Below are 21,000 nucleotides of genomic sequence, written 5' to 3' on the forward strand. Positions count from 1 at the left end.
TTTTATATATGAAAAATGTCAACGGTGTGAAGTCATACCACTTTTGGGGGTGTTAAATGAACCAAGCTCCATCTAAAACACTGACAGTTCGACTTGATAAATGGTTATGGGCGGCACGTTTTTACAAAACACGCTCATTAGCAAAAGAGATGATCAATGGTGGAAAGGTGCACTATAACGGTCAGCGGGCTAAATCTAGCAAACAAGCAGAGATTGGTGCCAAGGTTCGTTTACGCCAAGGCCATGATGACAGGGAAATAATTATTGCTCAGTTGTCGGAACACCGACAAGGAGCTGCTGTAGCGCAAACACTATATGAAGAAACAGCCGAAAGCATTAGCAAGAGAGAGTTTAATGCCGAGGCGAGACGTTTGAATATATTAAATAATCCCGCTCCAGAAAATAAGCCGGATAAAAAACAACGTCGCCAACTTATTCGCTTTAAAGATCTATAACGATATTTACGGCACAACAAACGAGATTAAACATGAGCAAAGATATATTACATCGCTACTTATTTGATAATGCCGATGTCCGTGGTGAAATGGTTCAACTTGAGAAAAGCTATCAAGAAATTCTTTCAGCACATCAATACCCAAAAGCGCTGCAACTGATTATGGGTCAGCTTATGGCTGCTACTTCATTATTAACTGCAACCATCAAGTTTACTGGTGATATCAGTGTGCAATTACAAGGTGACGGACCTGTTTCTGTTGCTGTGATTAATGGTACAAACTTACAAGCACTGCGTGGTGTAGCGCGCTGGAATGGCGAGTTTGCTGACGATGCATCACTAACCGATTTATTCGGCAAAGGTGTCATGGTGATCACTTTGACTCCTGATGAAGGTGAGCGTTACCAAGGCATTGTGTCATTAGATCATGAGAACTTATCTGGATGTTTAGAAGAATATTTCAACCAGTCAGAACAGCTACCAACGCGCATTTCATTATTTGCTGACGGTAAACAGGCTGCAGGAATGCTGTTACAAGTATTACCGACTCAAACTGAAGAAAATGAAGACTTCAATCACTTATTGGCCCTAACTGAAACCATTAAGCAAGAAGAGCTATTTACTTTAGAGGCTGAAGATATTTTGCATCGTCTTTACCATCAAGAAGACGTTCGTCTTTTTGATCCTGTTGAGGTGAGTTTCAAATGCACTTGCTCAAGAGAGCGCAGCGCTAAAGCACTGGCAACAATTGAGCAAAGTGAAGTTGAAGAAATTCTAGCGGAAGAAGGCAAGATTGAAATGGGATGTGAATACTGCCCTAAAATGTACACCTTCGACACTATCGATATCGCTGCTATCTATGCCGGCAACCTTGACGCTGGACAACAGCAATAACTGTTCGATGCAACATTAAAACTTTCATAAAAAAGCGCCTTTGGCGCTTTTTTTGTGTAAAAAATCTATCTTAAAACTAAATAACCCATCAAACTTACAAAAAAGTTACCAAACTGTTAGTTACCTGCCTTATTTATTACGTTACAATGACATTGCTAAATTAGTTTTAGCACAAGCAAGCGAGAACGTAAGTCATCCAAAATATGAATCGGCAACAAAGACCGATAAACGACCTATTTTAAACGGAGAAGCACCGATGACAGATGGAACCAACAGCGTACACTTTAACCTTACTAGCGCTGAGTTAATTGAACTTGCTTTACAACGTAATGAAGGGCAGTTAACCGCCAATGGCGCATTAGTAGCTAAAACAGGCGAGCGCACTGGTCGCTCACCCAATGATCGTTTCATTGTTCAAGAGATTAATACTCAAGATGAAATAGATTGGGGATCAGTCAACAAAGGTATTGCAGCAGATACCTTTGATGCACTGTGGGGCCGAGTTGAAGCTTATCTTTCTGAGAAAGACATATTTGTATCAGAACTTGAAGTTGGTGCTGACGATGCGCATTATCTTCCTGTTCGAGTCACTACCGAATATGCTTGGCATCAAGTTTTTGCCCGCAACTTATTTATCACCCCAGAGCAATTTAACCGTGGTGATAAAGACGTGTGGCAAATCATGAATGCGCCTGAGTTCGTTTGTGATCCTGCCCGTGACGGTACTCACTCTGATGCTGTGGTCATGATCAATTTCGAAGCTAAAAAAGTCCTACTCGCTGGACTGAAATATGCTGGCGAAATGAAAAAATCGATGTTCTCGGTGCAAAACTTCCTATTGCCAGCCAAAGGCGTATTACCAATGCATTGCTCTGCAAATGTGGGGCATGATGGCGATACAACCTTATTCTTCGGTTTATCTGGCACAGGTAAAACAACCTTATCAGCTGATCCAAAACGCTTCTTGATTGGTGATGATGAACACGGTTGGGCACCAGGCGGCGTATTTAACATCGAAGGCGGCTGTTATGCAAAATGCATCGACTTAAGTCAGAAAAATGAACCAGTGATCTGGGATGCGATTCGTTTTGGTACTGTGCTTGAAAACGTCATGTTAGACGAAAACCGTGTGCCTGATTACAGCGATACGACACTCACAGAAAATAGCCGAGCAGCTTATCCTCTTGAGCATATTGCTCAACGCAAAGAAGAAAACCGTGGTGCAGAACCAAACTCTGTGGTGTTTTTAACTTGCGATGTGTCAGGTGTATTACCACCAGTGTCAGTGTTAACTAAAGAGCAAGCGGCTTATCACTTCTTGTCAGGTTACACAGCAAAAGTGGGCTCAACTGAAATGGGGTCAACTTCAGCAATTCAATCTACATTCTCTACCTGCTTTGGTGCTCCTTTCTTCCCTCGCCCAGCTGGTGTTTACGCTGAGCTATTGATGAAACGCATTGAGTCATTTGGAAGCCGAGTTTACCTAGTCAATACCGGTTGGACAGGCGGTCCTCATGGCGTTGGTAAGCGTTTTGATATTCCTACCACTCGTGCAATTGTCGATGCGATTGTGAGTGGCGAGCTTAAAGATGTTGAAACACAACATATTGATAAGCTCAATTTAGCGGTACCTGTTGCGGTATCAGGTGTAGATACTCAGTTATTAAACCCAGTTAACACTTGGGCAGACAAAAATGAGTATGCTAAATATGCCCAGCAACTAGCAGAAGAGTTCACAGCAAACTTTGCTAAGTACCAAGTGTCTGATGCCATTAAAGCAGCAGGACCTAATAGCTAATTGGTTAAGTTAGCGCCTAAGTTAACGCTTATGCACAAGCGTAATTATATTGCTGCCTTAAAACAAAGCCTCAAATGACATTGAGGCTTTTTTATTTGTTACATTTTAGGTTCCTTTAAACCCAATAACCTCGCTTTTCCCTCTTGTCTCATACTCGATTTAATTTATGATAAAACAACACTTTTGCTCATATCATAGGGATATCTATGCGGCGCGCTTTTCTCGCAAGTTTGATTATTAATTCAATGTTTTCGTTTGCTAGCGTGGCAGCAACTGAAGAGCCGCAAGCAATAGATTCAAGCATTGCCGAGCCCAGAAATACTGAATCAGTCTATGCCGAACCTGTATTTATTAATGATGACATTCTCCCGCCAATTCTAACTTGGCAAGGCGCTAGTGAAGCACTGATAAAACCTGCTGACTCCCCATGGGCGACACCATTCGAGCAACAAGCATTAACCCAAAGCCCTAATTATGATGACACTCATCAATGGTTAACAAACTTAGTCGATAACAGTGCCTTATTAGCGCAAACATCTTTGGGGAAAAGCCCTCAAGGACGTGATATTTGGATGGTAATCGCATCTGAATCTGGCGCGACAACTCCCACGGAGTTATCTGAAAGCAACAAGCCAACGGTGTTAGTTCAAGCTGGTATTCATTCTGGTGAAATTGACGGTAAAGATGCCGGGATGATGTTACTGAGGGATATTACCCAAGGTGATAAACAGGCATTACTCGATAAGGTAAACCTATTATTTGTGCCCATTTTAAGTGTCGATGCCCATGAGCGCAGCACTGAGTTTAACCGCGTAAATCAACGTGGACCTGTGGATATGGGGTGGCGCACTAATGCTAGAAACTTAAATTTAAACCGTGATTACGCCAAGCTAGATACGCTAGAATTACAGCATATGATCCGTGCCATCAATGTGTGGCAACCTGACTTATATATTGATGTTCATGTCACTGACGGTATTGATTACCAATACGATGTCACCTTTGGCTACAACGTTAAACAAGGTTATAGCCCTGCAAGTTTTGACTGGCTAGAGAAATACTACCGCCCCGAAATTGAATCTGCGCTCACAGATAATGGACATGTTCCAGGGCCGCTTGTATTCGCTTTAGATAATACCGACCTTTCAAAGGGGTTATCTTACTGGAATCCAAGCCCTCGATTTTCAAACGGTTATGGTGACGCTCGTCATTTGCCGACCATTCTCATTGAAAACCACAGTTTAAAACCTTTTAAGCAGCGTGTTCTCGGCACATACGTCATGCTTGAACAAACCTTAAAAACAGTAGCAACACACGGCACCAAATTAAAAGCCGCCATTTATGAAGATAAATACCAACGTCAGCAGCAAGTTCCATTAACTTGGAATACAGTTGAACAAGCAGGGTGGGACTTTAAGGGCATTGATTATATCCTTGAGGCCAGTGAAATTAGTGGCAATGATGTGGTGCGCTGGAATGGTCAACCTAAGCTATATCCTAACCTACCAGTGATGGGAAATACTGAACCCAATATCATTACCCAACGCCCCAAATTTTATTATGTGCCTGCTCAGTGGCAACAAGTCATTGACCGCCTTTCGATTCATGGCGTTAGAATGAAACCACTGACTGAACCTAAAACGGTAAAGGTCAGTCAGTATCAATTTTCAGAGCCGCAATTTAATCTTAAGGACTATGAAGGCAGGCAACGAGTTAAGGCCACCAGCAACAAGGTAAATATCGAAACGACTTTACCGATTGGTACCATACAAATTGCCACGAATCAGCCATTAGGTGATTTAGCTATTTTATTACTCGAGCCTCAGTCTGCAGACTCGTTTTTCCAATGGGGCTTTTTTAATAGCATTTTCACTCGTACTGAATACATTGAAGATTATGCGGTAGAACCATTGGCAGCCCAAATGCTCAATGAAGACGAGTCACTAGCTAAAGAGTTCAAACTGGCATTAGAGGACGAAGCCTTTGCTAATGATCCAAAAGCAAGGTTACGTTGGTTTTATGAAAGAAGCCCATACTTTGATGAGCAATATATGAAATACCCAGTATTGCGATCTCGTTAGTGGCTTAGGTATTGATCTCGAGTTAAGATTCATTTTGTTATCCCGAGTTCAGGTGCTGGTGCTGGTGCTGGTGCTGGGTTCAGTTTCAGTAGCCAAGTTCTCAATCGTAAAGCCACTCTATGCTTATACCTCAGCTTACGCCTTGCATTGTTATCCGAGCTTGTGCCTGACAAAGCACCTTGAGGTAACATGGGTATTGAGTGGCTTTTTATTCAGGTTAACTTAATGCCTTAACTTAAGCATGACATAAGCTTCAAAGGCACTATATTAGAGGTGCTATATTAGAGGCTCTTTATCAGAGAAACTAAAGGTGATACTCGTCATATTGGTCATGCTTATCATCCTGATAAGAAGCAATTAATGCCAGCTTCTTCACTCTAGATAGTTTTTTCACCGCGACTTCTCGTTTTGACGCTAAACTTCTGTCTGCAACACTTTCTTGGTAAACCAAGGTCAATGGGCCTTTGCCTTTGAGGTACTTTGCCCCTTTAGCACCACCAGCTTGATGCTCTGTAAAGCGCCTTTTAACGTCAGTAGTAATCCCTGTATAGATATGTCCGTTATGGCACTTGATCATGTAAAGAAACCAATCGACATTTTTAGGTGATGACTTACTGGATTTCTCGCTCACATCGTCACTTTTACTAGTCATAGATATAAAAAACCTTCGGTCTGATCATAGTTATCTGTCGCTATCATGGCATAATGCGGTATCAAAAATGAATCTTATTATCTAAGTCAATCTTAGATGAACCACAACATGGCAATGTCATGTGAGGAGCAACGATGTCAACAAAATCTGATGCCTGTGCACAACCTGGCTTAATGGCGCCTGCAGATGCAATTAAAGCGCTATTGGATCAAGTCAGTGTTACCGAAAACAGTGAAATGGTCGGCTTAAATGAAGCTGTTGGCCGCATTCTTTCTGAAGATTTGGCATCTTGTATTGATCTACCGCCATTTGATAATTCATCAATGGACGGCTATGCATTTAAGTTTGATGAACTGACTGGTGACAAGGCTACAACATTGACCTTAGTCGGTACTTCATTTGCTGGACACCCGTATCAAGGCAAAATTCCTGCAAATACTTGTATTCGTATTATGACAGGTGCCCCTGTTCCAGAAGGTTACGATACAGTTCAAATGCAGGAAAAAACCACTGCAGATGGAAATAACATCACCATTGAACACCCTAAAGCCAAAGGCAATAGTATTCGCTACCGCGGTGAAGAGCTTGTCGCAGGCACTAGTGTTTTAAAAAGTGGCACCCAAATTCGCGCTGCCGAAATGGGCGTTTTAGCCACTATCGGTATTAGCCAAGTACGTGTTAAGTCACGCCTTAAAGTGGCTTTCTTCTCAACAGGTGACGAGTTACGCCCTGTTGGAAGCGACCTTGCCCCTGGACAAATTTACGATTCAAACCGCTACTCAATCAAAGGGCTACTGACCCAAGCCAATGTTGAATGGATTGACTTAGGCGTTATCCAAGATGATAAAGAAGCCATTCGCGGTGCATTTAAAGAAGCAGCGGACAAAGCGGATATGGTGCTGACCTCTGGTGGCGTTTCTGTGGGTGATGCCGATTACACTAAACAAATTTTATCTGAAGAAGGTGAAATCACCTTTTGGCGTCTAGCGATTAAACCTGGTAAACCTTTTGCTTTTGGTAAATTAGGCAAAGCAGTATTTTGTGGCTTACCTGGTAACCCAGTATCTTCAATGGTGACCTTCTACAAGCTGGTTTGGCCGATCATCAATAAGATGCAGGGATTAACCGTTAAAGAGCCACTCATTGTTAAAGCCACTCTATCTAGCCCAATTCGTAAACAGCCTGGTCGCGCCGAATACCAACGCGGTATTTTGAGCCGTAATGAAGCTGGGGAATTGGTCGTCGCCACCACTGGCGGTCAAGGTTCGGGGATGTTGACCTCAATGAGCTTAGCCAATTGCTTTATTAACTTAGATCAAGAACAAGGCGACGTTGCATCTGGCACTACAGTTAATGTTGAACCGTTCAACAGCGTATTGTGTTAAAGGCTGAGGAAGTATCATGAGTGATTTAACCCCAAATGCGCTTGAAGCTGATGATGGCGAGATTCTATCTGATAACGAAATGCTGCGTTATAGCCGTCAAATCTCCATTAAAGCAATGGATATCGAAGGCCAAGAAAAACTCAAGCAAGCTAAGGTATTGGTTATCGGTGCTGGCGGTTTAGGTTGTACTGTGACTCAATACTTAGCCGTTGCCGGTGTAGGTGCAATGACCATTGTTGATTTTGACACGGTAGAACTGTCGAACTTACAACGCCAAGTTCTACATCATGATGAAAACATCGGCCAAGCTAAGGTTGATTCAGCTAAACAGACGTTAGCGCAACTAAATCCGCTGATAACCATCAATACCATCAACGAATTCCTTGATGAAGCACGTATTGAACAGTTGGTTTCTGAGCACATGTTAGTACTAGACTGTACTGACAATGTGCAAGTCAGAGAGCAACTTAATAAAAGCTGCTTTAAACATAAGGTCAGCTTTATCTCAGCTGCGGCTATTCGTATGGAAGGCACTGTAACAGTCTTTGATTATCAAGCATCTTCACCTTGTTATCATTGCTACAGCAGCTTATTTGGCGAGCAGCAACTCACCTGTGTCGAATCAGGGATTCTAGCGCCTGTTGTGGGCTTAGTGGGTTGTATTCAAGCAACTGAAGCCATTAAAGCCATTAGCGGTATGGGACAAGGTCTGAATGGACGCATCCTGATGATTGATGCCATGACGATGGAGTTTCGTGAAATGAAACTTCCCAAGCAAGCCAACTGTGCTGTTTGCTCGAACGAGGCGTGAGCTATTGGTAAGAGCTATTTCTAAGAGCCATAGCCAAGCGCTATGACTTAAGTCTGTTTCAACCAAACTGACTTATCGATAAGCTATTTTTACCAAAACCTTCATTATTGGCTATAGTTGATAAAAGAAAAACTGCTGAATTATCAGCACTCTTTTATAAAGCTCTTTCATAGTTATTGTTAACGGAACCCTGTAATAGGAATTCACTATGTTTGCTCAATCGACTATAGCCAGTAACGCCATCTACAGTAATAAAAGCCAGTTAGTAAAATTCAGTAAGGTATTTTTCTGCTGCATCCTTCTGAGCACCCTCACAGCTTGTTCAGGTGATGACGTTAAACAGCTCAATATGACCAATCCAGCGGCTGATTACTGTATAGAAAAAGGCGGAACACGAGAGACTGTTGAGCATATCAATGGGGATGTATCGCTTTGTACATTGGCTGATGGGGAAGTCATCGAAGAATGGGAGCTGTTTAGGCGTGACCATCAAAAAAGCTAATGAAATAACTGTACAACGACTCTGTTAGACTCATTTTATAGCAATGTTTCTGTTAAAAAATTCTGTAAAAAATGAACTAGACACGTCAATTAATCTGCTTGCTCGCCGGTAACAACGGTTTCAATCGGTTGATTTTGATTGGCATCGCTTGTTACTGCTTGGTTCTCTAATGCCCGTTCCGCTTTAGAAACGTATTTAGGCTTATTGCTGCCCGCCTTTTTTGCATTGGCTTTCTTTGCTTTACCTTTGAGTGTTTGGTTAATCTTTTTACGTCTATTCATGATAATTTCACCTTTTACTCATTGATGTCGCTACTTTGCTCATGACCATTTAAGCAACAATAATCGGAGTGCGATTCTACAAGCCTAGACATAAAAATACCAATTCCAAATGACATCAGAATCGGTATTTATCATCTTACTCAGACATAAACTGTGGAAGTGTTGTATTTGCAGCTAATTCCTTACTAGCTAACAACTAGTCTTGAATCACCACCCAAATCGCATGGATTAAGCCCGGTACAAAGAAGAGTAAACACAAAATAATATTGATCAATAAGTCTTTTCCCATGCCTTTTTTCAAAAACACAGCAACTGGTGGTAGTAAAATTGCGATGACAATAAGTAGTAGTTTATTTGTATCCATAATTGTTTATTTTCCTTTTAACTTTAAAAAATTAATCAATCAAACCGCGCTACGAATGCAACAATTTGTGAAACAGATCAAATATTATTATGATGTTAGACACAATCAACTTATCCTGAATTTTTAATCATTTAATGCAGGTTTAATGATAGAAAACAGCAGTAGTCTCATTTTAATTCAAGTGATTTGTATCTTGTGCTTAGCAGGAACAATCGCTTGGACTGTAATGGTCGTTCCTATGCGGGTAGCACCCAGTGCTAGCTGGCGCTTTGCGCTTGCTAATTTCTGCGTTTTGTTAGGCATGCTGCTCTACACCCAACGTACTCAAGAACCAAGTTACCTGCATTGGCTAGTTGCTGACAACATAATTCTAGTCGGTTTTTGCTTTTTACGCTGGGGAGCTCAGCGTCTTTATCATTTAAAATCCAGTCATCGTTTTGATATTGCAGTTATTAGTATCTCAATCAGCTTAATGTTACTGGCAAAGCCTCACACGGCGAATGCGGCATACTTAATGATAATTTTATCGCTCGCTGCTGCAGTTTGTTTCTTCATGCTGGCTAAAGATCATTATATTGCTTTCAAAGCAAACTTTACCGCCTACGCCACTTATTGGTTGGTGATCCCTATAGTACTCATCGGGATGATGTTTTTGGTAAGAGCGTTCATACTTTTGCTGTTCCCTGAGAAAGTGGCCACTTATGCCGCCTTTCATACCGAAGAATCTTTGCCGATTTTATGGGTCTACATTGTATTAATTCTATTAGTGAACATTCTCATTATTGGCAACACCATCAATCGCCTTGTGGTAAAAATTATGACCTTGGCAAACAAGGATTCCCTTACAGGGCTTTGGAACCGTAACGCCCTTCAAAGTAAATTAGCTTTAGAGCATGCGCGTTGGCTAAGAGATAAGGTCAGTTACAGTGTGATACTGATTGACTTAGACCACTTTAAACAAATCAATGATTCTTATGGTCATACTGCTGGCGATGAAGTGCTAAAAGTCGCCGCGAAACAACTTAATAGCGTAACCCGAAAAATAGATTACTTGTGCCGTTATGGCGGAGAAGAGTTTGTATTAATACTGCCGCTAACGACGGAGAAAAAAGTACTTTGCGTTGCTGAAAAACTACAACAAATCTTATCTGAAGTGAGCTTCGAATGGCAAGGTAACCCTATTGCCATTGAGGCCAGTATTGGTTGCGCCACTATTAAAGAAGGTTTACCTGTGGAGGCTTTACTTCATTTAGCTGATAAAGCCATGTATGAAGCTAAAGCAAGTGGACGTAACTGCATTAAGATTGCTAAAACTGCACAACCCGAATAAAACTAAACATTACGCCTGCGGCCATCTAAGCTCTACAGGGTTTTGCCAGTCATCGTGTAACAGCTGCCCAACTAACGGATTGATAAATGCGCTACCAATTTCTGGAAGTTGTTTAAATTGGTAATGTTGCCCTTGATATTCAAAGTCCAGCATCATGGCATGTAAGTAACATCTATCAGCAACCTCTCCACCATAAAGCTCATCACCTAAAATTGGCACGCCGATACTGTTTAGCGCAACACGCAATTGATGGGTTTTACCACTTAATGGCTTAAGTAAATATAACCGTTCACCATCATCGATAGACTGGGAAAAGAACTGAGTAATGGCCGGGTTAGTCTTAGTTCGCAGTAACTTATACATACTACGACGTGATTTAGCCATATCACCGATTACCCAACCCTGTTTCTTTTTGGGCTTACCTTTAGCAATAGCCAAATAAAATTTCTGTATTTTATGTTCACTAAACAATGCAGTGAATTCAGCTGCCGCTTGAGGAGATTTAGCTAGAATAAGTAACCCAGAAGTGGGTGTATCGAGGCGATGAACAGCATACAGCTTAATCCCTAAATCTGCTTCAGCCTGTGCAACCACACCAGCACTGCCGTCTTGGCTATGGAAATGCACTTTGGGAGACTTATTGATAACGATGAAGTCTGGGTGCTGTTCTATTAGTTGGTACATATACTCGATTCTAGTTAAGTCACTGACTGATTTTAGCAACTAGGGCTAGAATTGAATATCAACAATTAAGCCTGGGTGATTGTCAATGAGCTCAATTTTAGCCTGGTGGCGAGATAAAATCGCTTTAACCATTGATAAGCCAAGCCCTGTCCCTTTATGGTGACGACTTGGATCGAGGCGCACTAAACGATCAAATACCCTTTCCTTATCTTCATCGCTGATGCCTGGACCATTATCAATTATTTGGATCGTTTTGCCTGATTGCACAATTTGAATTGTCGCATCTTCAGGCGCATATTTAATCGCATTATCCACCAAGTTAAACAAGGCTTGGAATAATAGGTATTTATCCCCAGATATGGTCACGTCTTTCTCAACGGTTAAGGTTAAACTTTGCTGTTTTGATTCAGCGACCACTTCTGCCATCTCAAATAAGTCTTCACACAAAAGCTGCAAACTCACAGGTTGCTTATCTAATGTTTGCTGACCTTCTTCGATGCGCGTTAAAGATAACATGGCATCAAAAGTTGCTAGACAATGATCTAACTCTTCCAGCAGCATTGCAGTCTGCTCAGGAACTTGTTCGGTGGCTTTATTGGGTAATTGTTCGATACCTATGCGCAAATGCGACAACGGAGTTCTTAAATCGTGGGCAATATTGTCAGTCACCCCGCGAACAGACATCAAATTGTGCTCTAAGGTATCAAGCACCCGATTGAACTGCCCAGCCAACATATCAAATTCATCTTCATTATGGCTGACAGGCAAACGCGTGTTGTACTCGCCTTGCTCAATCTTTTCACACAATAAATTGTACTGGACTAACCGTCTTAAAATCGCTTTAGAAAATATGAATCCGACAGCTAAAGTGATGCCAAGCGTGAACGCCACAGCCCAAAAGGCGGCATTAATGAATTTATCAATTAGCGCCGCTAAGTTATCGGTTCGAGTGGCTATCAATACCGGCCCATAATGCGTCATTACGATGCCACCAGTAAGAATATGAAGCTTATCGGGACCACCGGTTAAGATAGGGAAGTCTCGAGTTTTCGGCAACACAGGCATATTGTCAGGCACAAAACTGAGTGCGCCCACCATATCGACACTGTTACGCCATGCGATAAGGGCTGTTTTAGGATCTGCTGCTCGAATTTGCGCCGCGAAACTACGTCGGTCAACGGTTAATGCAAGCTGTTGATAGCGTTGCATTTCAGTCGCAAGATGTTGCTCAACCTGATTCTCTTGTTCAATGACGAGTTGGCGGTATAAACCAAATACCAACATCACGATCAACAAGGTCACCAAGGTTGAGAAGATCAGCGTTATCCGCCAAGCACTACTTTGGTAGGGTTTAATTCCCTTTGCAAAGGCGATATCCAGCCCCTCGAACAGTTTCGATGATTTCTGGATGGCCTAGCTCTTCAAATTTGCGACGTAACTTAGCGATATGCACATCAATCACGTTAGTGCGAGGATCAAAGTGGTAATCCCATACTGCTTCAAATAACAAAGTACGGCTTATCACTTGATTAGGGTGTTCCATTAAGTATTTCAGTAACTGAAACTCTTTAGGTTGCAGCAATAACTCATGCTCATCTAAAGTCACTTTACGTGTCAGCAATTCCATTCTTAAATTGCCCACTTCCAAATCGGTATTCGCCGCAGAAGGTGCATTACGTTGAATAAGCTTTTCAGCGCGCACTTGCAATTCAGCAAAGGCAAAAGGCTTAGTCATGTAGTCATCGCCGCCCGCACGTAAGCCTTTCACACGCTCATCAACGTGGCTAAGTGCCGATAGAATTAATACAGGGGTTTGGTTGCCATTATTTCTCAATGCAGTCAGCAAAGTCAGTCCGTCTAACTGCGGTAACATGCGGTCTAAAATAATAATGTCGTATTGATTATGCTTGGCTTGGTGCAGGCCATCATGGCCATTAGTCGCAGTATCAACTTGATATTGCTGCGCGGTAAAACCTTCGGCAACGTATTGTAAAGTAGTTGCGTCATCTTCAACGATTAATACTCGCATAGTGCTATTCCTTAATGCTACAGCCTTCACTGCAAAGATACTTATAGCCCGCTAAAGCTAATCCCATTGTAATAATGGTAACGGACGTAATTCTTCAATATCAAAAGCAATCGTATGCTTGCTAGAAACATTGAGTAATTTTAACTCTAGATAACTGATCGCTAAGTCATGGTCTAACTCAGCTTCGATTAAATATCCTGTTTGGTCTTGTTGCGCCATTCTGACGAGTTCAGTAAAGGTCATTTCTTTTTTTACTAAGACTTGAGCAGCTTTGACTTGATCCAAATCATCAGCTTCAAATACAGATAACTTTTTAGTGACTAAGCTGCCATCAGAGGCGTCAAATGAGAATTCGGTGACTTCACTATCATCAAGATTTAACAGGTCAATTTCATAAATTAGTTGACCGTTTTCAACATCCATATCAAACGATGAAACAATACCGCTGTATTCTGCTTCAACTTGTTCAATCACGATAAGCGGTTGTACGTATTCTCCCTCCGAAAGCAATGTATGCATACTCGGGGTTGCCATAACCATTGATGGGAATACGACTAACAACGACAGAACGATACGGAACATGAAAGCCTCAAGATGAGTATTTGAATAGTGCTACTTTACCTAAGCCCAGCAAAAGACCCAAGCATTGTAAGATTAATAATTGATCATGATTCTAGAATATGAACTTGTTCAGATTTAAGCGCAATCGTAGTCTCAAGCCCAGACTTTAATGAGAGTTTTTCAGCTAAGTGTGAAGGTATATCCATATTGAACACCTCATCAACATCAGCCATTCTGGCTTTTACTCGCACTGACTCACCCATGATAAGCATAGACTCAATGACAATATCGAGTTTATTAATACTACGACATAATCGCCCACTGGTAATGGCATTGAAACGGATACCTTGGTTAGGAATAACCCAGCGCACTTGCTGCCCCACCACTAACTCTGGCGCACTGTCGCTAGCAATAATTTGCTCACCCATTTTAAGCCAGGTGATATTAGCATCAGCATCTCGGCCGCTCACCTCAGCATTAAAGATGTTTCTCAGCCCCATTTGTCTAGCGACAGTTTCATTGCGTGGGTGAGATAACACCTCAAAAGGCTCACCTTGTTGCAGCATTTTGCCTTGGCTGATTAAAATCATTTTGTCAGCAAGTAACAAGGCTTCATTCATATCATGGGTCACCATGACAACAGGAATAGAGAGTTGCGACTTTAATCGGGCAAGCTCAATGTATAAGCGCTCTCTAGTTTCTCTATCAACCGCCGAAAAGGGTTCATCAAGCAATAACACTGAAGGCTCACGTGCTAATGCCCTCGCTAAGGCCACACGCTGACGCTGACCGCCAGATAACTGTGCAGGCAATCTAGCAGGAAGCCCATGTAAATTAACTCGCTCAAGCCAGTCTAAGGCTCTTGCTTTACGTTCGCTCTTAGGAATATGGTCTAAGCCTGAAATGACATTTTCTAGCGCCGTGAGATGGGGAAATAGCCCAAAATGTTGCGGCACATAGCCAATATGACGTTGCTGTGGTGACAAATGAATATTTTGCTCATCGTCAAACCATGTCTTACCGCCGCATTCTATCTGGCCTTGCTCAGATGAGCTTAATCCAGCAATCATCCGCAGCAATGTTGTTTTACCGCCACCTGATGGTCCAACGACTGCCAATACTTCCCCTGCTTTACAACTAAATTTAGCTGTTAAAGGGATTGGCGACTGTTGTGAGATTTCGCAATGTAAATCAGCGTTGTTGGTTGGCATGTTGCCCCCCTAAACGCTTCGACAAACTGGTCGTAATGGCGAGTACACTCACAGCGAATACCAACAACACCAGCGACATAGTGCCAGCCGCTTCAAAGTCGAAGGCTTGTACACTGTCATAAATGGCAATGGAGATAGTTTTGGTTTCACCCGCAATATTGCCACCGAGCATTAATACCACGCCAAACTCACCCAATACGTGAGAAAAACACAATACCACTGCCGTAAGGATCCCCGGCCAAATCATTGGAAGTTCAATTTTTAAAAAAATCCGCCACCAACTCATACCGCAACACGCTGCCGCATCTGGAATATCATGGGGAATGGTTTCAAATGCCCGTTGGATAGGCTGCACCGCAAAAGGAATATTGACCAAGATGGACGCGATCACTAAGCCAGAAAAATTAAACACTAACTGAGTACCAGTAAATTGCTCAACCCATTGGCCAATCAAACTTTGGCTACCTAAGCCCACCAGCAAGTAATAGCCAATCACAGTAGGTGGCAGCACCAATGGCACCATAATGAGTGCTTCAACCCATGATTTACCGCGAAATTGTTTATAGGCCAGAAAACGGCCCGCAAAAATAGCCATAGGGATCAAGATTAACACTGTAACGGTACTTAATTTGGCGGAAAGCCACAGTGACTGCCAATCCATACGTTACTGCTCCGCCACTTGTTGTCTTGGTCTTGGAGTGCTGAGTTTAGGTTGATGTAAATGGTGTTTATCATCGGCGTTGGTCGGAAAACCGAAGCCATAACTCTTCAGTACTTGCTGCGCAGCACTGGTTTGCATGTACCGATAAAACTGTTTGGTTGTATCGCCAGCTTTAGGCGTCATAACCATGCGTTGATTGATCGGCTGATATAAAGATTGCGGGATTTCAACATAACGTCCCATCTTGGTAAATTGCGGCGCCGAAGCTAACGACAATGCCACGATGCCACCTTGTGCTGAACCACTTAAAGCAAATTGAGCGGCTTGAGATACATTCTCGCCCATGATGATAGTTGGCAGTAACTCAGACCATAGCTCTTTGTGCTCCAGTAGCGCTTGAGCACGTTCGCCATATGGTGCATGAGCTGGGTTGGCAATAACAAATCGCTTAATTTCACCTTCAGAGACGGCTTCAGCTAGGCCTGTTAATTGGGGATCAAGTTTAAGTGAAGAGTTGTTAGGAGCGACAATGGCAAGCTTGCCAATGGCGTAGATATCACCATCAGAATCCGTTTTACCCGCCTTGTGTAACTGCTGCACATAAAACTCATCAGCGCTAAGCAACATTTCAAATGGAGCACCATGCTGAATTTGTGCAACAAAATTTCCTGAAGAGCCGTAAGATACCCGCAATTTCAAGCCAGTTTCTGCACTAAAGTTTGCCACAATTTCATCTAAGGCAAACTTAACATTAGCTGCAGCTGCAATGGCTGGCGGTTTAGCCGCAAATGCAGAAAACGAAAACAAAGAATAAAGTCCTAACAAACTCACAAGTAAAATACTTCGAATCTTTAATGCAACTCGACGACTAGCTGTCATTGGTAAGCATCCTTTGCTATTTGGTTTCGTTCCACATTGACGCAGCCTGCTCATCTGAATCACGTGCTTCGACCCAATTATTGCCTTCTTCACCCGCTTCTAGTTTCCAAAATGGCGCTTTGGTTTTTAAGAAGTCGATTAAGAATTCACAAGCTGCAAATGCTGCTTTGCGATGCATGCTAGTAACGCCGATAAATACGATTTGCTCACCCAACTCCATACGACCCACACGGTGAATGATGGTGACGTAATTTAATGGCCAGCGCTCATATGCTTGTTCAGCTAATTGCACTAGCACAGCTTCGGTCATACCTGGGTAATGTTCTAGGGTTAAATCAGTGACTGCACTACCATCATTGAAGTCGCGGACTTTACCAGCAAAGGTCACCACTGCGCCGTCGCTATTATCATTGGCTATGGCCGCATATTCATCAGCAACACTGAAATCAGCAGTTTGAACACGTACCACTTGTCTTGGGTTGTTATTAGCCGTTGCCGTCATAATTTAGCCACCTGTTACTGGTGGGAAAAAGGCAACTTCATCGCCATCAACAACAGCCGCATCCCATGCACTCATCGTTTGATTCACGGCTACCAGCAATTTGTCTGACGACAATACTTTAGCCCATTTATCATCTTTAGCGGCTAATGCTTCACGCAGTTGCTCAGTATTGGTAATACCCTCTGCTGCAACTTCAACTTTAGCGGTGCCGAGTAACTCTCTAACTTGTGCAAAAAATAGAACTTGGATCATGTCGATGTCTCGTATTGAGTTGGTCTTTCAATTAACGTTGAACTCTTGGTTGCGCTCAAATACCAGCAAAAATTAATCTTCTGCTTGGAAATGACCTGATTTACCGCCACGCTTTTCAAGTAAGCGAACGTGGGAAATAATCATGTCTTTTTGAACGGCTTTACACATGTCGTAAATGGTTAACGCCGCGGTTGAAGCTGCAGTTAATGCTTCCATTTCCACACCTGTTTTACCAGAAAGTTTACATAAACTCGTGATACGAACACGATTAAGCTCAGGCTGAGCTTCAAGGTCAACTTCTACTTTGGTCAACATTAATGGATGACATAAAGGAATTAAATCTGAGGTCTTTTTAGCTGCCTGGATACCTGCAATACGTGCTGTAGCAAATACATCACCTTTGTGGTGGCTGCCACTCATGATCATCTCAAGCGTACTAGGCGCCATTTCAATAAATGCTTCCGCACGGGCTTCACGCTCTGTGACATTTTTTTCAGTCACATCGACCATGTGGGCGTTGCCATCGGCATTGATATGGGTAAAACAATTGCTCATGCTAACTTGCCTTCTTAAGTCTTAATATCAGTCTGGGGCTAGTGTGGTAAATCGCGACTAAAGCGCACTGAGGTGCTAACCACCAATAGAGGCTAAATGCTTCGTCACACCGGTTATCCCTTGATGTAAATAATGCGTTTCTTCTTTCTGTGCTAATTGACTGTGTAAACGTTCAATAAGCTCTGCACGTTGAGATTCATGTTGCAATAAATCACGCAAATCAAGGCCATTTTCGGTAAACAAACATAAATGTAATTTACCTTTTGCAGACACTCGTAAGCGATTACAGCTGGCACAGAAGTTTTTGGCGTACGGCATAATCAAGCCGATGCGCCCCTGATAATCTGGGTGACTGAAGTTTTGAGCAGGACCGTCATCAACACTCGGTAAGTCATATAACCAACCCTCTGACTCAAGTTTTAGCTTGATATCAAGGCCAGCTAAGTGATGGGCATTAAAGTAATCATGACCTAGGCCTGTTTCCATTAACTCAATAAAGCGCAAATCTATCGGTGTGCTTTTGATCCAATGTAAAAAACGTGGCAAATCTTTGTCATTTAAGCCTTTAAGCAGTACTGCATTGATTTTAATTCGCTCAAAACCTGCCTCAAGCGCTGCGTCAATACCACGCATTACTTGATCAAACTTATTCTCGCCAGTGATTTGGTAAAACATTTTAGGGTCTAAACTATCAACCGAAACATTAATCCGGCGTAGACCCGCGTCATACCATTCTTTGGCGTGTTTCTCGAGACGATAACCATTGGTTGTTGTGGCAACAGTGTTGATGTTGTCATTATCAGCAACGACACGAATGATATCGGTAAAATCTTTTCTAAGGGTCGGCTCACCACCGGTGATGCGGATTTTTTGGGTACCTACTTCGCCAAAAGCCGCCACTAAATTTTCTATTTCATTTAGTGTGAGAAACTTAGGCTTGCCATCAGGTCTATAACCGTCAGGTAGGCAATAGGTACATTTGAAATTACAAACGTCAGTGACTGACATCCGCAGATAGTGAAATCTTCGACCAAAGCTGTCTTGTAGTTGGGACATGTTAACCTTTCCAAGTGTGGGAGGTAAGTGCATTTCTTTACTCACCCCGGTGGCATTATTACCACGGCTAAATACCCATATCTGTGGACGTAGGATATAAAGCTCGGAGAACCGTCAACCTTGATTATAGGCCTAAAATCACTCGAATCAGTACCTTTTTATGACAATTTGTCCCAGTTTGAACAAAATCTGTAAAGAATTGCGAGCTAGCTCACGAGCTCAAAATCGCAGTTGCTACTGTGACCTAGGTCATTTTTGAGGTAAGGTGAGTAAAACAATAAAAACAACAAACCCGCCAAAAATGGGAAACGAAGATCAAAGGTGAGATGATGGAACGCGAATCTATGGAATTCGATGTAGTAATAGTCGGTGCAGGACCAGCCGGACTCGCTACTGCATGTCGATTAATGCAAATATCACAAGATGCAGACAAAGAAATGACTGTCTGTGTGGTTGAAAAAGGCTCTGAGGTTGGAGCGCACATATTATCTGGTGCGGTTTTTGAACCTAAAGTATTGGATGAATTGTTCTCTGATTGGCGCGATTCCGATATCCCACTCAATACCAAAGTGACTCATGATGAGATTTATTTACTCAGCTCAGAGTCAAAATCTAAATTAATGTCTAACAGCTTAGTGCCTAAAACTATGCACAACGAAGGTAACTACATCATTAGTGTAGGTAACTTAACCCGTTGGTTAGCTGAAAAAGCTGAAGGTTTAGGTGTAGAAATCTTCCCGGGATTTGCTGCAAGCGAAGTGTTATTTAATCAAGATAATAGCGTTAAAGGCATTTTGATTGGCGATATGGGCGTTGGCGCTAATGGCGAAGAAAAAGACAGCTACATGCCCGGTATGGAATTACATGCCAAATACACCGTTTTCTCAGAAGGTTGTCGCGGTCATTTAGGCAAAGAATTAATTGCTAAGTATCATCTTGATAATGGCAAAACGCCGCAGCATTACGGCCTAGGCTTTAAAGAAATTTGGAAAATTCCAGCAGAGCAACACCACGAAGGTAAAGTGGTTCATACTGGTGGCTGGCCGTTAAATCAAGGCACATCTGGCGGTGGCTTCCTTTACCATATGGAAGATAACCAAGTCGCTGTAGGTTTGATTATTGACCTGAATTACAAAAACCCTCATGTCAGCCCATTTGACGAATTCCAGCGTTATAAGCAACACCCTGTGATTAGCCAAACCTTAACCGGTGGTGAGCGCTTAACTTATGGTGCCCGCGCCATTGCTAAAGGTGGATTAAATTCACTCCCTAAAATGAGTTTCCCTGGTGGACTGCTTATTGGTTGTGATGCTGGCACATTAAACTTTGCCAAAATCAAAGGCACGCATACCGCAATGAAGAGTGGTATTGTGGCAGCGCAAACCTTAGGTGAAGCTTTAATGGCAGGCGTTGAGGCGGGTAAAGATCTCGATTGTTTCCAATCACGCATTGAACAAAGCTGGCTTCATGAAGAGCTATTCCAATCACGTAATTTTGGCCCAGCTCTGCATAAGTTTGGCACTTACTTAGGTGGCGCATTTAACTTCATCGACCAAAACTGGTTCGGTGGAAAATTCCCTATTACCTTACGTGATGAAACACCTGATCATGCTGACATGGGCTTAGCCAAAGATTTCACCCCGATTGAATACCCTAAGCCAGATGGTAAGCTCAGTTTTGATAAGTTGTCATCAGTGTACCTATCAAACACATACCATGAAGAAGATCAAAAGTGTCATCTGCAGCTTAAAGATACCTCCATCCCTATTGCAGTAAACTTAATCAAATACAATGAACCAGCACAACGCTATTGCCCTGCTGGCGTATATGAAGTTGTTGCAGAAGGCGCTGAGAATAAGTTTGTGATTAACGCGCAAAACTGTATTCACTGCAAGACATGTGACATTAAAGACCCAAGCCAGAATATCACCTGGGTTACCCCTGAAGGCGGCGGTGGACCAAACTACCCGAATATGTAAGTTACTCATTAAATACACCAATAACGCACCTATCTAGGTGCGTTTTTATTTCTATTACATCACAAAAGCATAATCCCCC

23 protein-coding genes and 1 riboswitch are annotated in these 21,000 nt (G+C 42.5%); of the genes, 9 read left to right on the forward strand and 14 right to left on the reverse strand.

Annotated elements, in window-relative coordinates; genetic code table 11:
* The first annotated feature begins 56 nt into the window (after positions 1–56).
* The 4 genes from hslR (at position 57) to FNZ24_RS02715 (ending at position 5,227) form a co-directional block, all read left to right on the forward strand.
* A complete protein-coding gene (hslR, locus tag FNZ24_RS02700; protein ID WP_153912887.1) occupies positions 57–455 on the forward strand; it encodes a ribosome-associated heat shock protein Hsp15 in 399 nt (132 codons plus the stop codon).
* Positions 456–487: 32 nt separating this feature from the next.
* Positions 488–1,348 carry an Hsp33 family molecular chaperone HslO gene (hslO, locus tag FNZ24_RS02705; protein WP_153912888.1) on the forward strand — a complete coding sequence of 287 codons (861 nt, stop codon included), beginning with the start codon at positions 488–490 and terminating at the stop codon, positions 1,346–1,348.
* A gap of 256 nt (positions 1,349–1,604) precedes the next feature.
* Positions 1,605–3,146 carry a phosphoenolpyruvate carboxykinase gene (locus tag FNZ24_RS02710; protein ID WP_153912968.1) on the forward strand — a complete coding sequence of 514 codons (1,542 nt, stop codon included), beginning with the start codon at positions 1,605–1,607 and terminating at the stop codon, positions 3,144–3,146.
* Between the two features lie 206 nt (positions 3,147–3,352).
* Positions 3,353–5,227, forward strand: a complete 1,875-nt coding sequence (locus FNZ24_RS02715; protein WP_153912889.1) for a M14 family metallopeptidase — start codon at positions 3,353–3,355, stop codon at positions 5,225–5,227.
* A 304-nt stretch (positions 5,228–5,531) separates the two neighbouring features.
* Here FNZ24_RS02715 and FNZ24_RS02720 read toward each other — a convergent pair whose 3' ends face one another.
* A complete protein-coding gene (locus tag FNZ24_RS02720; protein ID WP_416384808.1) occupies positions 5,532–5,885 on the reverse strand; it encodes a GIY-YIG nuclease family protein in 354 nt (117 codons plus the stop codon).
* 128 nt (positions 5,886–6,013) lie between these two features.
* Here FNZ24_RS02720 and moeA point away from each other — a divergent pair, with 128 nt between their 5' ends.
* The 3 genes from moeA (at position 6,014) to FNZ24_RS02735 (ending at position 8,577) form a co-directional block, all read left to right on the forward strand.
* Entirely contained in the window at positions 6,014–7,264 is a 1,251-nt protein-coding gene (gene moeA / locus FNZ24_RS02725; protein ID WP_153912891.1) for a molybdopterin molybdotransferase MoeA, read from the forward strand.
* A gap of 16 nt (positions 7,265–7,280) precedes the next feature.
* Entirely contained in the window at positions 7,281–8,075 is a 795-nt protein-coding gene (moeB, locus tag FNZ24_RS02730) for a molybdopterin-synthase adenylyltransferase MoeB (protein ID WP_153912892.1), read from the forward strand.
* 208 nt (positions 8,076–8,283) lie between these two features.
* A complete protein-coding gene (locus tag FNZ24_RS02735; protein WP_153912893.1) occupies positions 8,284–8,577 on the forward strand; it encodes a DUF333 domain-containing protein in 294 nt (97 codons plus the stop codon).
* Positions 8,578–8,666: 89 nt separating this feature from the next.
* Here FNZ24_RS02735 and FNZ24_RS02740 read toward each other — a convergent pair whose 3' ends face one another.
* Both FNZ24_RS02740 and FNZ24_RS02745 read right to left on the reverse strand, forming a co-directional pair.
* Positions 8,667–8,858 carry a DUF2986 domain-containing protein gene (locus tag FNZ24_RS02740; protein ID WP_153912894.1) on the reverse strand — a complete coding sequence of 64 codons (192 nt, stop codon included), beginning with the start codon at positions 8,856–8,858 and terminating at the stop codon, positions 8,667–8,669.
* A 196-nt stretch (positions 8,859–9,054) separates the two neighbouring features.
* Positions 9,055–9,222 carry a YqaE/Pmp3 family membrane protein gene (locus FNZ24_RS02745; RefSeq protein ID WP_102527610.1) on the reverse strand — a complete coding sequence of 56 codons (168 nt, stop codon included), beginning with the start codon at positions 9,220–9,222 and terminating at the stop codon, positions 9,055–9,057.
* 145 nt (positions 9,223–9,367) lie between these two features.
* Here FNZ24_RS02745 and FNZ24_RS02750 point away from each other — a divergent pair, with 145 nt between their 5' ends.
* On the forward strand, positions 9,368–10,552 hold the full coding sequence (locus FNZ24_RS02750) for a GGDEF domain-containing protein (RefSeq protein WP_153912895.1): 1,185 nt from the start codon (positions 9,368–9,370) through the stop codon (positions 10,550–10,552).
* Positions 10,553–10,561: 9 nt separating this feature from the next.
* Here FNZ24_RS02750 and FNZ24_RS02755 read toward each other — a convergent pair whose 3' ends face one another.
* The 11 genes from FNZ24_RS02755 to moaA all read right to left on the reverse strand — a co-directional run bounded on the left by FNZ24_RS02755 (position 10,562) and on the right by moaA (position 18,942).
* The gene (locus FNZ24_RS02755; RefSeq protein ID WP_153912896.1) at positions 10,562–11,236 is read right to left on the reverse strand and encodes a TIGR01621 family pseudouridine synthase; all 675 of its coding nucleotides are present in this window, start codon (positions 11,234–11,236) and stop codon (positions 10,562–10,564) included.
* Positions 11,237–11,281: 45 nt separating this feature from the next.
* Positions 11,282–12,520 (reverse strand): sensor histidine kinase, encoded by a 1,239-nt coding sequence (locus FNZ24_RS02760; RefSeq protein WP_416384809.1) that lies wholly within the window; start codon positions 12,518–12,520, stop codon positions 11,282–11,284.
* A 67-nt stretch (positions 12,521–12,587) separates the two neighbouring features.
* Complete coding sequence (locus FNZ24_RS02765; protein WP_153912898.1) at positions 12,588–13,265, reverse strand: response regulator transcription factor; 678 nt, start codon at positions 13,263–13,265, stop codon at positions 12,588–12,590.
* Positions 13,266–13,322: 57 nt separating this feature from the next.
* Entirely contained in the window at positions 13,323–13,847 is a 525-nt protein-coding gene (locus FNZ24_RS02770) for a PepSY domain-containing protein (RefSeq protein ID WP_153912899.1), read from the reverse strand.
* Positions 13,848–13,930: 83 nt separating this feature from the next.
* Entirely contained in the window at positions 13,931–15,037 is a 1,107-nt protein-coding gene (locus tag FNZ24_RS02775) for an ABC transporter ATP-binding protein (RefSeq protein ID WP_153912900.1), read from the reverse strand.
* Positions 15,018–15,698 (reverse strand): molybdate ABC transporter permease subunit, encoded by a 681-nt coding sequence (modB, locus tag FNZ24_RS02780; RefSeq protein ID WP_153912901.1) that lies wholly within the window; start codon positions 15,696–15,698, stop codon positions 15,018–15,020. Before modB ends, FNZ24_RS02775 begins: the two co-directional genes overlap by 20 nt.
* A gap of 3 nt (positions 15,699–15,701) precedes the next feature.
* Positions 15,702–16,577, reverse strand: coding sequence for a molybdate ABC transporter substrate-binding protein (gene modA, locus FNZ24_RS02785; protein ID WP_153912902.1), 876 nt, complete (start codon positions 16,575–16,577; stop codon positions 15,702–15,704).
* Positions 16,578–16,593: 16 nt separating this feature from the next.
* Positions 16,594–17,079: a molybdopterin synthase catalytic subunit MoaE gene (moaE, locus tag FNZ24_RS02790; RefSeq protein ID WP_153912903.1), complete on the reverse strand. Its 486-nt coding sequence runs from the start codon at positions 17,077–17,079 to the stop codon at positions 16,594–16,596.
* Positions 17,080–17,082: 3 nt separating this feature from the next.
* The gene (gene moaD / locus FNZ24_RS02795; protein WP_102527601.1) at positions 17,083–17,331 is read right to left on the reverse strand and encodes a molybdopterin synthase sulfur carrier subunit; all 249 of its coding nucleotides are present in this window, start codon (positions 17,329–17,331) and stop codon (positions 17,083–17,085) included.
* Positions 17,332–17,403: 72 nt separating this feature from the next.
* On the reverse strand, positions 17,404–17,886 hold the full coding sequence (moaC, locus tag FNZ24_RS02800) for a cyclic pyranopterin monophosphate synthase MoaC (protein WP_153912904.1): 483 nt from the start codon (positions 17,884–17,886) through the stop codon (positions 17,404–17,406).
* A gap of 75 nt (positions 17,887–17,961) precedes the next feature.
* Complete coding sequence (moaA, locus tag FNZ24_RS02805; protein WP_153912905.1) at positions 17,962–18,942, reverse strand: GTP 3',8-cyclase MoaA; 981 nt, start codon at positions 18,940–18,942, stop codon at positions 17,962–17,964.
* Positions 18,930–19,063, reverse strand: a riboswitch (molybdenum cofactor riboswitch). (Overlaps the previous gene by 13 nt.)
* Positions 19,064–19,271: 208 nt before the next feature.
* Here moaA and FNZ24_RS02810 point away from each other — a divergent pair.
* A complete protein-coding gene (locus FNZ24_RS02810; RefSeq protein ID WP_153912906.1) occupies positions 19,272–20,921 on the forward strand; it encodes an electron transfer flavoprotein-ubiquinone oxidoreductase in 1,650 nt (549 codons plus the stop codon).
* The last annotated feature ends 79 nt before the right edge of the window (positions 20,922–21,000 follow it).

This window comes from Shewanella sp. TC10 (assembly GCF_009663145.1).
Taxonomy (GTDB): Bacteria; Pseudomonadota; Gammaproteobacteria; order Enterobacterales; family Shewanellaceae; genus Shewanella.

Bases quoted from the DNA above. Each gene is read 5' to 3' on its own strand.
- hslR (WP_153912887.1), top strand. From the start codon at position 57: ATGAACCAAGCTCCATCTAAAACACTGACAGTTCGACTTGATAAATGG.
- hslO (WP_153912888.1), top strand. From the start codon at position 488: ATGAGCAAAGATATATTACATCGCTACTTATTTGATAATGCCGATGTC.
- FNZ24_RS02710 (WP_153912968.1), top strand. From the start codon at position 1,605: ATGACAGATGGAACCAACAGCGTACACTTTAACCTTACTAGCGCTGAG.
- FNZ24_RS02715 (WP_153912889.1), top strand. From the start codon at position 3,353: ATGCGGCGCGCTTTTCTCGCAAGTTTGATTATTAATTCAATGTTTTCG.
- moeA (WP_153912891.1), top strand. From the start codon at position 6,014: ATGTCAACAAAATCTGATGCCTGTGCACAACCTGGCTTAATGGCGCCT.
- moeB (WP_153912892.1), top strand. From the start codon at position 7,281: ATGAGTGATTTAACCCCAAATGCGCTTGAAGCTGATGATGGCGAGATT.
- FNZ24_RS02735 (WP_153912893.1), top strand. From the start codon at position 8,284: ATGTTTGCTCAATCGACTATAGCCAGTAACGCCATCTACAGTAATAAA.
- FNZ24_RS02740 (WP_153912894.1), bottom strand. From the start codon at position 8,858: ATGAATAGACGTAAAAAGATTAACCAAACACTCAAAGGTAAAGCAAAG.
- FNZ24_RS02745 (WP_102527610.1), bottom strand. From the start codon at position 9,222: ATGGATACAAATAAACTACTACTTATTGTCATCGCAATTTTACTACCA.
- FNZ24_RS02750 (WP_153912895.1), top strand. From the start codon at position 9,368: ATGATAGAAAACAGCAGTAGTCTCATTTTAATTCAAGTGATTTGTATC.
- FNZ24_RS02755 (WP_153912896.1), bottom strand. From the start codon at position 11,236: ATGTACCAACTAATAGAACAGCACCCAGACTTCATCGTTATCAATAAG.
- FNZ24_RS02760 (WP_416384809.1), bottom strand. From the start codon at position 12,520: ATGTTGGTATTTGGTTTATACCGCCAACTCGTCATTGAACAAGAGAAT.
- FNZ24_RS02765 (WP_153912898.1), bottom strand. From the start codon at position 13,265: ATGCGAGTATTAATCGTTGAAGATGACGCAACTACTTTACAATACGTT.
- FNZ24_RS02770 (WP_153912899.1), bottom strand. From the start codon at position 13,847: ATGTTCCGTATCGTTCTGTCGTTGTTAGTCGTATTCCCATCAATGGTT.
- FNZ24_RS02775 (WP_153912900.1), bottom strand. From the start codon at position 15,037: ATGCCAACCAACAACGCTGATTTACATTGCGAAATCTCACAACAGTCG.
- modB (WP_153912901.1), bottom strand. From the start codon at position 15,698: ATGGATTGGCAGTCACTGTGGCTTTCCGCCAAATTAAGTACCGTTACA.
- modA (WP_153912902.1), bottom strand. From the start codon at position 16,577: ATGACAGCTAGTCGTCGAGTTGCATTAAAGATTCGAAGTATTTTACTT.
- moaE (WP_153912903.1), bottom strand. From the start codon at position 17,079: ATGACGGCAACGGCTAATAACAACCCAAGACAAGTGGTACGTGTTCAA.
- moaD (WP_102527601.1), bottom strand. From the start codon at position 17,331: ATGATCCAAGTTCTATTTTTTGCACAAGTTAGAGAGTTACTCGGCACC.
- moaC (WP_153912904.1), bottom strand. From the start codon at position 17,886: ATGAGCAATTGTTTTACCCATATCAATGCCGATGGCAACGCCCACATG.
- moaA (WP_153912905.1), bottom strand. From the start codon at position 18,942: ATGTCCCAACTACAAGACAGCTTTGGTCGAAGATTTCACTATCTGCGG.
- FNZ24_RS02810 (WP_153912906.1), top strand. From the start codon at position 19,272: ATGGAACGCGAATCTATGGAATTCGATGTAGTAATAGTCGGTGCAGGA.